Source organism: Pseudomonas sp. BMS12, from assembly GCF_001592875.1.
Taxonomy (GTDB): domain Bacteria; phylum Pseudomonadota; class Gammaproteobacteria; order Pseudomonadales; family Pseudomonadaceae; genus Aquipseudomonas.
The window spans coordinates 136,388-147,998 of record NZ_LSOF01000004.1 but is presented as its reverse complement, the minus strand read 5'-3'; the positions used below and the strand labels follow the sequence as shown (position 1 = coordinate 147,998).

General features: G+C 65.7%; 11 protein-coding genes. 2 read left to right on the top strand and 9 right to left on the bottom strand.

The annotated features are described in order from the left end of the window. Nucleotides 1-117 precede the first annotated feature (117 nt). Nucleotides 118-951 carry a CvfB family protein gene (locus AYB31_RS02985; protein WP_068825643.1) on the top strand — a complete coding sequence of 278 codons (834 nt, stop codon included), beginning with the start codon at nt 118-120 and terminating at the stop codon, nt 949-951. A 126-nt stretch (nt 952-1,077) separates the two neighbouring features. On the opposite strand, the gene cmoB is transcribed toward AYB31_RS02985, so the two are convergent. From cmoB to AYB31_RS02970, 3 genes are all read right to left on the bottom strand, one after another. Beyond that, entirely contained in the window at nt 1,078-2,049 is a 972-nt protein-coding gene (gene cmoB / locus AYB31_RS02980) for a tRNA 5-methoxyuridine(34)/uridine 5-oxyacetic acid(34) synthase CmoB (protein ID WP_068825641.1), read from the bottom strand. Beyond that, nucleotides 2,046-2,789, bottom strand: a complete 744-nt coding sequence (cmoA, locus tag AYB31_RS02975; RefSeq protein ID WP_068825639.1) for a carboxy-S-adenosyl-L-methionine synthase CmoA — start codon at nt 2,787-2,789, stop codon at nt 2,046-2,048. Before cmoA ends, cmoB begins: the two co-directional genes overlap by 4 nt. 71 nt (nt 2,790-2,860) lie before the next feature. Then, nucleotides 2,861-3,430: a hypothetical protein gene (locus tag AYB31_RS02970; protein WP_068825637.1), complete on the bottom strand. Its 570-nt coding sequence runs from the start codon at nt 3,428-3,430 to the stop codon at nt 2,861-2,863. Nucleotides 3,431-3,588: 158 nt separating this feature from the next. Here AYB31_RS02970 and AYB31_RS02965 point away from each other — a divergent pair, with 158 nt between their 5' ends. Continuing rightward, nucleotides 3,589-5,289, top strand: a complete 1,701-nt coding sequence (locus AYB31_RS02965; protein WP_068825635.1) for a diguanylate cyclase — start codon at nt 3,589-3,591, stop codon at nt 5,287-5,289. Here the strand turns inward: AYB31_RS02965 and AYB31_RS02960 are convergent. The 6 genes from AYB31_RS02960 to AYB31_RS22215 form a co-directional block, all read right to left on the bottom strand. Beyond that, nucleotides 5,244-5,927, bottom strand: coding sequence for a lysoplasmalogenase (locus tag AYB31_RS02960; protein ID WP_068825633.1), 684 nt, complete (start codon nt 5,925-5,927; stop codon nt 5,244-5,246). The two genes, AYB31_RS02965 and AYB31_RS02960, sit on opposite strands and share 46 nt — an antisense overlap. Nucleotides 5,928-6,022: 95 nt before the next feature. Further along, on the bottom strand, nt 6,023-6,421 hold the full coding sequence (locus AYB31_RS02955) for a protease inhibitor I42 family protein (RefSeq protein WP_068825631.1): 399 nt from the start codon (nt 6,419-6,421) through the stop codon (nt 6,023-6,025). Nucleotides 6,422-6,528: 107 nt separating this feature from the next. Further along, the gene (gene lon / locus AYB31_RS02950; protein ID WP_068825629.1) at nt 6,529-8,901 is read right to left on the bottom strand and encodes an endopeptidase La; all 2,373 of its coding nucleotides are present in this window, start codon (nt 8,899-8,901) and stop codon (nt 6,529-6,531) included. Between the two features lie 54 nt (nt 8,902-8,955). After that, nucleotides 8,956-9,669, bottom strand: coding sequence for a hypothetical protein (locus AYB31_RS02945; protein WP_068825628.1), 714 nt, complete (start codon nt 9,667-9,669; stop codon nt 8,956-8,958). Continuing rightward, nucleotides 9,666-10,412: a hypothetical protein gene (locus AYB31_RS02940; RefSeq protein WP_068825626.1), complete on the bottom strand. Its 747-nt coding sequence runs from the start codon at nt 10,410-10,412 to the stop codon at nt 9,666-9,668. Before AYB31_RS02940 ends, AYB31_RS02945 begins: the two co-directional genes overlap by 4 nt. Then, nucleotides 10,409-10,975, bottom strand: coding sequence for a methyl-accepting chemotaxis protein (locus AYB31_RS22215; RefSeq protein ID WP_442961788.1), 567 nt, complete (start codon nt 10,973-10,975; stop codon nt 10,409-10,411). Before AYB31_RS22215 ends, AYB31_RS02940 begins: the two co-directional genes overlap by 4 nt. Between the last annotated feature and the right edge of the window lie 636 nt (nt 10,976-11,611).

The window sequence follows — 11,611 nt, the reverse complement described above, 5'->3', positions numbered from 1 at the left end:
GATTCTGAAACATGCCCGTGCTATATGCCAGCGCCCGAGCTGCCGGTCGTCCACAGTGCTGCGGCAGGCGCGGCAATCAGAGGGTAGAATGCCGGGCTCTTCGACAAGGTGGTGAACATGGCTCTGATCGGGCGCTTCAATTCAATGCAGGTGGCCAAAGTGGCCGACTTCGGCCTCTTCCTGGACGGCGGCAGCGATGGCGAGATTCTCCTGCCCAAGCGCTACATCCCCAAGGACGAGCCCTGCGAGGTCGGCGACTGGCTCAACGTGTTCGTCTATCTGGACAGCGAGGATCGCCTGATCGCCACCACCGAGAAGCCCAAGGTGCAGGTCGGCGGCTTCGCCAGCCTCAAGGTGGTGGATATCAACCGCATCGGGCTGTTCTTCGACTGGGGCCTGCCTAAGGACCTGCTGATGCCGCACTCCGAGGAGAAGCGCCCGCTACAGGTCGGCGACTACTGCGTGGTGCACGTCTATCTCGACCGCAGCCGACGCATCACCGCCACTGCGCGGCTGGACCGCCACCTGGACAAGACGCCGCCGAACTACCAGGTCGGCCAGGCCGTCGACCTGCTGGTGGTGGAGCAGAGCGACCTGGGCTTCAAGGCCATCATAAACGGCCAGCACTGGGGCCTGATCCACAAGAACGAGGTGTTCAAGTTCCTGCGTGGCGGCTCTCAGGAAAAAGGCTTCATCAAGGAACTGCGCGAAGACGGCAAGATCAGCCTGAGCCTGCAGCCGGTCGGCCAGCAGGCCCGCGACGAGCTGTCCGAGCAGATCCTCAAGGCCCTGCGCGATGCCGGCGGCAACCTGGCCCTGTCCGACAAGAGCCCGCCCGAGGCCATCAGCAAAGCTTTCGGCGTGAGCAAGGGCAACTTCAAGAAGGCCATCGGCGGGTTGTTCAAGCAGGGCCTGATCGCCATTCACGACGATCGCATCGAGCTGCTCTGAGGCCGCCGCGCCGCTTATCTCGGTGCATCGAGGCTGGGTTGGCCGCAACGCGGCGAAACCCAGCCTAGCGGGTACGGACAAGGCGAATGATGGGCTGCGGCCTGCGGTCTAACCCAGCCAATCCGACTAGGGTTTACGTGCCAGCAGCACGGCGCGACTCGGTGCGGGCAGGCCTTCGAGGGTGCGGCTGTGATCGGCCGGGTCGAGGAAGTCCGGCAGCGACTGGAAACGCATCCAGTCGGTGGCGCGCTGCTCCTCGACGCTGGTGACCGAGACATCCACGCAGCGCACGTCGACGAAGCCGGCGCGGCGCAGCCACAGCTCCAGCGCCGGCACCGAGGGCAGGAACCAGACGTTGCGCATCATCGCGTAGCGGTCTTCCGGCATCAGTACCTGCTGGGCATCGCCTTCCACCACCAGAGTTTCCAGCACCAGTTCGCCGCCCTTGAGCAGGCAGTCCTTCAGCTCCAGCAGGTGGTCGATGGGCGAGCGGCGGTGATAGAGCACGCCCATGGAAAACACGGTGTCGAAGCCTTCCAGCCTGGGTGGCAGCTCTTCCAGGGCCAGCGGTAGGTGCCAGGCCTGGGCGTCGGGCAGGTAGTTTTTCACGGCGAGGAACTGGTTGAGGAACAGCCAGTTGGGGTCGACGCCGACCACCGCATCGGCACCGGCGCCGAGCATGCGCCACATGTAGTAGCCATTGCCGCAGCCGACATCGAGGATGCGCTTGCCGGCCAGCTCCAGATGCGGGGCGACCCGTGACCACTTCCAGTCCGAACGCCATTCGGTGTCGATGTGCACGCCGAACAGGTCGAACGGGCCCTTGCGCCAGGGAATCAGGCCCTGCAGGGCGCTTTTCAGCGCAGCACGCGTGACTTCGTCGCAGTCACCATCCAGGCGCAGGGCATCGCGCAGTTCGGCGTGTTCGAGTGGCATCGGGGGGAGCGCTTCGACGGCGGCAAACCAGCGCTGCAGGTCGCCGTGGCCGACCGCCAGCTTGGCGTCGAGCTGGCCCGGCAGGTCGGCGGCCCAGTCCTGCAGCGGACTGCCGGCCAGTTGCTGTTGCAGGGCGTCGAGGTCTAGGCGGGAAAAGATCATGGCAGGGCGATCAGCGAGGCGAAGTTGAGACACTGGAACCAGGGCACGACCTTGCTGAAACCGGCGGCCAGCAGGCGCTCGCGGTGCTGCTCCAGGCTGTCCGGCTTCATCACGTTCTCGATGGCGCTGCGCTTCTGGGCGATTTCCAGTTCGCTGTAGCCATTGGCGCGCTTGAAGGCCAGATGCAGTTCGTTGAGCAGATCATGCTCGGCGTCGTCGGCGAAGCGCAGCTTCTCCGAGAGGATCAGTGCGCCGCCGGGCAGCAGCGTTTGGCGGATGCGGCCAAGCAGCTCCAGGCGCTGTTCCGGCGCGATGAACTGCAGGGTGAAGTTCAGCGCCACCAATGAGGCGGGTTGGAACTGCAGGGCGAGGATGTCGGCCTCGATCACCTCGACCGGCAGCAGCTCCTGAAACATGGCGTCCTGGGCGTGCAGGTATTCGCTGCAGCGCTCGGTCATGGCCGGCGAGTTGTCCACTGCGATCACCCGGCAGCCGTCGGTGCGCACATGGCGGCGCAGGGCCTGGGTCACTGCACCGAGCGAGCAGCCGAGGTCGTACAGCACGGAGTTGGGCTGGGCGAACTGTCCGGCCAGCACGCCGAGGTTCTCGACAATGGTCGGATAGCCCGGCACCGAACGCTTGATCATGTCCGGAAAGACCTTGGCCACGTCTTCGTTGAAGACGAAATCCGGCACCTGATCCAGGGGCTGGGCGAAGAGGCGGTCGGGTTGCTTGCTCACGGCTGTCACGCTGATTCCGCTGCGGAAAAGGCCGGCATTCTAGCCAAGAGCGCGGCACGGCCCAACCGTCATCACTTCAACTGGTCGGAAAAGAACTCGCCAGCACCCTGCAGCGGCCCCAGCGGGTTGCGCTTGACTTCGTAGCGGCGGATGTTCGGCTCGCCATTGCTGACCTTGTGCACCAGGGTGTCGTCGACCAGCACGAACACGGCGCGAAAGGCCCAACCCTGCAACTCGCGCTTCTTGCGGAAGTTGAACACGTCGGCCCAGAAGTTGCCGACCCGCTGGGTGTCGGTCTTGTTGAAATCGAAGGCGTAGCCGATGCAGCGATCCTTGGCCTCCAGGCATTTGAGCAGGCCATCCGGCAGGTATTCGATGGGCACGTTGGGCTGGATGAACATCAGGCGCAGGTCGATGAACGAGAGCATCTTGCCGTTGCCCTGGGCCAGCGGGTCGAAGCCCAGGGAGAACAGCTCCGAACGCGTGGTCTTGCCGGGCTCGGCCTGGGAATAGCGAATTTCCGCATCGAGATAATCGTTGAAGGGCGACAGCACTTCGGCGCGCTCACTGGGTAACAGGCTGCCGCAACCGGCCATCAATCCCACGGACAACCACAGCGTGATCCAACGGGTACTGCGCATGACCGACTCCTTTTGTGTGCACCGCTTTCTCTCTATAGACGATTTGCGGCCGTAGTGCCGTGTCGATGTGAGGCGCGGCTGTCGGCACTCCTCTGCCTGGCCATTGGGGCAACAGGGCCTAAGCTTGCTGCTGAGGACTTGGCTAGGGATGCGTCTGGATGCGCACGACAACTCGACTGCAGGCCGGCTTCGTGCTGGCCATCAGCATGCTCAGCATCAACCTGTTGGCGCCGTTGTTCGGCGCGATGTGGTTGGGCGACACGCAGCAAGCCTACGAACGTGAGGAGCACCTGCTGGTGCAGAGCGAGCAGTTGCTGTCGGCGCTCAAGGACGGTGAGACGGGGCAACGAGGTTTTGTCATCAGCGGTCGGGAAGACTTTCTCGCGCCGCTCTACCAAGGCTTCGCCGAAGTCGATCGACTGCTTCAGGATCTGCAGGCGGCGCTGCATGCGGATGTCGAACTGGCACCGGCACTGACGGCGCTCAAGGCGCAGGTGGCCAAGCAGCGCGGTTATCTGAGCGAGGTCGTCGAGCTGCGCCGTACGGCCGGACTGCAAATGGCCATCGAGCGCGTGCAGCAGGGTGAAGGCAAGGCCCTGATGGACAGTACCCGCCTGCTGGTGGGCGACATGCAGGCCATTCTCACGACCCGCCTGCAGCTGCTCGAGGCACGGCAGCGCTGGCAGGAGAACCTGTTGCTCGGCCTGTTGCTGTTGCTCGCCGTAGTCGATCTGCTGTTGCTGGGCTTGCTGTTCCATTTCACCTTCAGCGTGCTGCGCCAGGGGCGCAACAGCCGCGATAACCTGCGCAATCTCAGCGAGCAGCTGTCCAGCGGCCTGCAGCGCCTGGAGCTGCGCAACCGCGAGATATCCCTGCTCGGGCGAATGACCGGGGCACTGCAGTCGATCAGCAGTTTCGACGAGTGCTACAGCATCATTGGCCGCTTCGCCGCACAGCTGTTTCCTCAGAACGAGGGCAGCCTGGCGCTCTACCATCCGTCGCGGGATGTCATCGAGGATGTCGCGCACTGGGGCGCCTGGCCGGAGGGGCTGGACCTGTTCGAACCACAGGCCTGCTGGGCCGTGCGTCGTGGACAGAGCCATCAGGTGCAGGACCCGGACAAAGATCTGCTGTGCCCACACCTGCATGGCAGCAGCATCACCCAGCAGGGCTATACCTGCGTGCCGCTGATGGCCCAGGGGGAGCCGCTGGGGGTGCTCACCCTGGGCGGCGTGAAGCAGGTCGATCTGGAATTGGCCGAGGCCTTTTCCGAGCAGGTGTCGCTGGGCGTCTCCAACCTGTCGCTGCGTGAGAGTCTGCGCCAGCAGTCGCTGGTCGATGCCCTGACCGGCTTGCACAACCGGCGCTTCCTCGACGAGACGCTGCGCCGCGAGCTGCTGCGTGCCGGGCGCAAGCAGTCGCCGGTGGCCATGGTGTTGCTCGATGTCGATCACTTCAAGCGCTTCAACGACACCTTCGGTCATGAGGCCGGCGACATTGTGCTGCGCCATCTGGCGGTCGAGATGAAGCGCAATGTGCGCGCCAGCGATCTGGCTTGCCGCTTCGGTGGCGAGGAGTTCGCCCTGGTGATGCCGGAGATCGGCCGCGAGGAGGCCATCGAGCGCTGCGAGATGCTGCGCCTGTCCGTCAGCCGCCTGCAGGTGCGCTACGGCGGCCAGCCGCTGGGGCCGATCAATATTTCCCTGGGCCTGGCCTGGTTCCCCGAGGACGGCGAGCAGATGGACGCCCTGCTGCATGCCGCCGACCTGGCTCTGTACCGGGCCAAGCGCGGCGGGCGCAATCGTCTGTGTGTCTACAGTCGCGAGATGGGTGATGCCGAGCCGGAGGCCTCTGCCTGAGGCCGGCAGGCAAATGCCGAGGCGGCGATGCCCAGCTGGCCCAGCCAGTAGGTGAGGATGATGGCGTAGCGGGCGCCTTCGAACGGCGCGACGAAGCGATTGATGCCGATCAGACTGTCCGACAGCACGAACAGCAGTGCGCCAAAGCCCGCCAGCCAGGCCGACTGCCGTGCAATTGCCGTATCCCCCAGGCGCGCCAGCGCCCGCCACAGCATGCAGCCGATGGCCAGGCTGTACAGCGCTACCGGCAGCAGCAGCGAGCCGAGGCCGGCACTGGCCAGCAGGGCGAACATACTGCCGGCCACCAGCGCTGCAAGCAGCAGGGCGCCTGGCGCGAGGCGGCGACTGTCACCCAGGTAGGCGACCAGGTAGGCCAGGTGGGCCAGCAGAAAGGCGCCGAGGCCGAAGACGAAGAGGTCCGCCGGCCATTCCAGCAGCATGTCGCCCAGCAGGGAAAAGCCGAGGCCGATGGCGATCCAGTTCCGATAGGCGCCGGCTGCTGCGCCGTGTAGCCAGATCAGCAGGCAGATTACCGGCAGCGGCTTGCTCAGCAGCGTCAGCCACTTGAGTTCGAAGTGCAGACCGAGCAGGAACAGGACGACGCCTGCGATGGCGACGCAGCAGGGGAGAGGGCGCATGCGGATTCTCTTGTTATTGGGCTGCGCCGATTGTTTCCCGTGCAGCCGGTCGGCAGCGCGGCAGGATGTGCCAGGACGACTGGCCTATGGCGTCATCAGCGCACGCTGATCGGGCAATCGATGACCTTGGCCGGTGCCACTTCCACTTCCCAGGGCCGGCGATACTGCATCAGCAGGCGGCCGTCGCCTTTCTGGTAGACCTCGTAGCGCCAGGTGGATTTGCCTGCGCTGCCCACCAGGCCGGCATCTTCCGGGGTGGTGTAGACCTCCGGGCCGAGGCTGCGCAGCACGCCGGGCGCGGCGTCGGCGACTATCCAGCGGAAACCCGTGGTGGGGTTGCTCGGCAAGGTAATTGTCACGGTCTGGCCCTTGCGCAGCTGCATGGGGCAGCTGCCGAGTTGTTTTTCCTGCACGATCACGCTGCTTGGCTGGCTGGAACAGGCCGCCAGCAGCACGATGGCGGCGGGCAGCAGCAGGCGGTTGGCGAGGTTCATGGCGGACTCCTGTCGATCGGAAACCCGCACAGCATAGCGGCTGCCGCTGCTGGCGGGCGAGGTTGACCGCGCTTTACCCCTCGCGCACTACACGAGAGGGGCGGTGCTCAGTCGAACAGCACCTTGGCCACATCTTCATAGCGCCGGGCGAAGTGCACCGTCAGGCCTTCCTTGAGGTAGTCGGGCAGTTCGGCGAAGTCGCCACGGTTGGCCTCCGGCAGGATCAGCTCATGCAGCTTCTGCCGGCGCGCGGCGATCACCTTCTCGCGCACGCCGCCGATGGCCAGCACCTGACCGGTCAGGGTCAGCTCGCCGGTCATGGCCACGCCTTTCTTCGGCGCCTGCTGGCGAGCCAGGGACAGCAGGGCGCTGGTCATGCTGATGCCGGCGCTGGGGCCATCCTTGGGCGTGGCGCCTTCCGGTACATGCAGGTGGATGAAGGCCTGGTCGAAATAGCCGGGCGCACCGCCGTACTCGGCGAGGTGCGCGGTGAGGTAGCTGTAGGCGATCTCCGCGGACTCCTTCATCACGTCGCCGAGCTGGCCGGTGAGCTTGAAACCGCGGCTGAGGCTGTGGATGCGCGTGGCCTCGATCGGCAGGGTGGCGCCGCCCATGCTGGTCCAGGCCAGGCCGGTGATCACGCCGATGCCGCTGAGCACCTGCTCGCTGCGGAAATGCGGCATGCTCAGGTAGTCTTCCAGGTCCTTTGGGCTGATCTTCACCTTGCTGTCCGGGGCGTCGAGCAGCTTGACCACTGCCTTGCGCACCAGCTTGCCGAGCTGCTTTTCCAACTGGCGCACGCCGGCCTCGCGGGCGTAGCCCTCGATCACCGCCTTGAGCGCGGCGTCGCTGATGGCCAGCTGCGCCTTCTTTACCCCGGCTTTCTCCAGCTGGCGCGGCCACAGATGCTTCTTGGCGATGGCCAGCTTTTCCTCGGTGATGTAGCCGGACAGGCGGATCACCTCCATGCGATCGAGCAGCGGCCCGGGGATGGAGTCGAGGGTGTTGGCGGTGCAGACGAACAGCACCTTGGACAGGTCCAGGCGCAGGTCCAGGTAATGGTCGAGGAATTCGACGTTCTGTTCCGGGTCGAGGGTCTCCAGCAGCGCCGAGGCCGGGTCGCCCTGGTAGCTGGCGCCCATCTTGTCGATCTCGTCGAGCATGATCACCGGGTTCATCACCTCGACTTCCTTCAGCGCCTGCACCAGCTTGCCAGGCATGGCGCCGATGTAGGTGCGGCGGTGGCCCTTGATCTCCGCCTCGTCGCGCATGCCGCCGACGCTGAAGCGGTAGAACGGCCGGCCGAGGGATTCTGCGATGGATTTGCCGATGCTGGTCTTGCCCACGCCAGGCGGGCCGACCAGCAGCACGATGCTGCCGGCGATCTCGCCCTTGAAGGCGCCGACGGCGAGGAATTCGGTGATGCGCTGCTTGATGTCGTCCATGCCGGCGTGATGCTTGTCCAGCACCTTGCGCGCATGGTTGAGGTCGAGCTTGTCCTGGCCGAGCACGCCCCAGGGCAGGCTGGTCGCCCAGTCCAGGTAGTTGCGGGTCACCGCGTACTCGGGCGAGCCGGTCTCCAGGATGGCCAGCTTGTTCAGTTCTTCGTCGATGCGTTTGCGCGCCTGCTCGGACAGGGTCTTGCCGGCCAGGCGGGCACGGAACTCGTCGAGGTCTGCGCTGCGGTCGTCCTTGCTCAGGCCCAGCTCCTGCTGGATCACCTTGAGTTGCTCCTTGAGGAAGAACTCGCGCTGGTGCTGGCTGATCTTGCGGTTGACCTCGGCAGACAGCTCGCTCTGCAGGCGTGCCACTTCGACTTCCTTGCGCAGCAGCGGCAGCACCTTCTCCATGCGCTTGAGGATCGGCACGCAGTCCAGCACCTCCTGCAGCACGGCGGCCGGAGCGGTGGTCAGGGCGGCGGCGAAGTCGCTCAACGGCGAGGGGTCGTTGGGGCTGAAACGGTTCAGGTAGTTCTTCAGTTCTTCGCTGTACAGCGGGTTGAGCGGCAGCAGCTCCTTGATCGCGTTGATCAGTGCCATGCCGTAGGCCTTGACCTCGTCGCGCGGGTCGGCCGGGCTCTGCGGGTATTCCACCTCGGCCAGGTAGGGCGGGCGATGGCGCTTGAGCCAGCCGCGCACGCGCACCCGCGACAGGCCCTGGGCGACGAACTGCAGTTTGCCGTCTTCACGGCTGACGTGGTGCAGACGCACCAGGGTGCCGTGTTCGGGCAGGCTGGAGGGGTCGAAGTGGCGCGGGTCGGTCACCGGCTGGTCGACATAGAACAGCGCCAGGCACTTGTGCTCGGTGTTGGCCACCAGGTCCAGGGTTTCGGCCCAGTGCTCCTCGTTGACGATCACCGGCAACACTTGGGCCGGGAAGAACGGGCGATTGTGGATGGGCAGGATGTACAGCTTGTCGGGCAGGCGCTGGGCGGGGAGCACCAGGCCGGTGGCGTGGTCTTGCGGGTCCTGATCGTTCATGGAGCACCTTCGTTTGCACTATGCAGTGCTAGATGGGGCGGTGCTCCGGGCTTTTCAACCGACGGCCTGGCCGTGCACCTGCAGGCCCTGCAGGCGTTGTTCGATAAATGGAGTGAGCAGGGCGAAGCAGGCCGCCGGGCCGATGCGCGTGGCCTGCGCCTCGATCAGTTCGCTGCGCAGTTGCTCCAGCAGGGCCTGCAGTTGCTGGTCGCTGTCGCTGGCGGCGATCTGCAGGCACAGCGTGCGCATCTGCTCCTGCAGCACCGGCGGGCACTTGCCATAGTTGGCGGCGCGTACCGCCAGGCCGCGCAGGCGGGCGAGGTCTTCGAGGTTGCGGCAGGCCTGGGCCAGGCCGCGAATGCTGCCGTGCTGGCGGGTGGCCAGGCGGCTTTCCAGCTGTTCGATAACCTGCAGCAGCTCGCCGATCACCCGGCTGTGGGCGTCGAAATCGGCCGGTTTCATGCGTAGCAGCGGCCATTCCTGATGCAATGGCGCCAGCTCCAGGCTTTCCCCGGGCCAGTTCAGCCACAGCTGGTCGAGCTGGCGGGCCAGGGCGTTACGCTGGCTGACGCTGACCACGTCGTTCTGGGCGCCAAGGCCACGGTGTTTCTGCAGGGCGCGCAGCAGTTCCAGGCTGCGTTGCAGGCACTGGCCTTCCAGTTCGCTCAGGGTGGCGCGATGCAGCTGGCTGGCGCGGCGGGTCAGCAGTTGGCCGAGGATCAGCAGGGCAAGGCCGAGGGCCAGGGCGAAGAACAGTTCGGGGCTCATACGGTGCGGCTCATCTGGGTGGTACCGGGTTCAAGCAAGTCCTTTGCCATGGCGCTGCGGGTGTTGGCGATCAGGCGCTGGCGCAGCTGACCGAGCTGTTCGTCGATCAAGGGAGTGAGCAGGGCGTAGCAGTCGGCCGGGTTGATGGCGACCTGCAGTGGCTCGATCAGTTGCAGGCGCAGGCGCTCCAGGGCCATGGCCAGGGCACTGCTCCTCGCGCAACGGCCCTGCAGGCGCTGGCTCAGGTAGCGCAGCTGGATCTGCAGCGGCAGCGGGCAGCGCTGCTCGTTGGCACCGCGTACCGCCAGGCCGCGCAGACGGCCCAGGTCTTCCAGTTCGCGACAGCCGTGAGCGATGTCGACATCTTCGGTCAAGCGCATTTCCAGCACCTGGATCAGGGTCAGCAAACGGTCGATCAGGCGGCAGTGGCCGTCGAAGTCGCTCGGTTCGCTGCGCAGTGACTGCCAGGCCGGCAACAGTTCCTTCAGCTCATCGGCGGCCGGCGGCGGGCTGCGCCACAGGCCGTCCAGTTCCTGTGCCTGCAGGCGGCACTGCTGGCGTGCTTCGGGCGTACGCTGGCCGCCCAGGCCGCGGTGCTTCTGCAGGCGCTGCAGCACTTCCAGGCAGTGCATCAGGGCCTGGCGCAACGCCTCGCTATGGCGTGCGGCGCGGCGCTTGGCGTAGTGGCGATAGAGCATGACCAGCACCAGCAGGGCGCCGGCTGTCAGCTGCAGCTCGATCATGTGCGAGCTCCCCCGGTCAGGCTGGTGAGGTAGTGGGTGAGGTCGAGCAGCTCATGGTTCTGCGCATTCTGTTGGGCCAGGGCGGTGTCGATCTCGTGCAGTTGCAGGTTGAGTTCCTGATTGGCCTGGGTGTGTTCGCTCAGGGCCTGACGCACGCTGGCGAAGTTGTCCAGGCTGGCGTGGCTGAAATCGGCCTGGGCCTGCAGGCACTCGGCCAGGCTCTGGCTGCGCTGGCAGCCCTGGTCGAGTAGCTGACTATGCTCGCCGACTTCGCTCTGCACATGCTCGACGGCCTGACCGATGGCGCCGACCGCGGCCGTGATTTCCACGGCCGCTGCGGAGGTGGATTGCGCCAGGTTGCGCACTTCCTCGGCGACCACGGCGAAACCGCGACCCTGCTCGCCGGCACGTGCGGCCTCGATGGAAGCGTTCAGTGCCAGCAACTGGGTCTGCTTGGCCAGGGCCTGGATCAGTTGCACCGCCTGCTCGACGGCCGCGCTGTGTTGCAGCAACTGGCTGACCGCGCCGGCCGTGCGGTCGAGGCTGAGCTGGATGCTGCGCATGTCGCCGCCCAGTGTTTGTGCGTCGCGGCGACCCTCGTCACTCATTTGGTGCGTGCGCTCGAATGCGTGCAGGGCCTGCTCGGTGAGCTCGCCGATGTGCTGCAGGGTCTGACTGATCTGTTCGCTGGCAGCGGCGATGCCGTTGACCCGCAGGCTCTGCGCCTCGCCTTGGCGGCTGGTGTGCTCGGCCATCTGTTCCAGCGAGCGGGCGGCGAACTGCACCTCGCTGCGCAGACGCTCGGCGCTGCGCTGCTCGTCGTCGCATTGCACCAGCAGGCGTGCCTTCTCCGTGTCGCCGCCGAACAGACGGGCCAGTTGCTGCAGCAGTTGCCGTTGCTCCTGCTGTTGGCGATGCCAGCTGAGGCTTTGCGCGCAGCCCAGGTAGACCAGCAACAGGAGCAGGCAGATGGAGGCGCTGGCCTGGTCGAACAGGGCCAATGCGGTGCTGCACAGGACCATGGCCAGCAGCAACCAGGAGCGGGCAGGGCCACAGCGCTGCAGGCAGTAGACGCCGAGTTCGAACATTGCGGTATTCCGGAGCGGGCAGTTAATGCCTGTGGTCAAGCAAGATGGAGGCCACGGAATCTGGTGCCACTTGTCGCAACCAATGTTGTTTCAGGGTGCAACCCGGTAAAG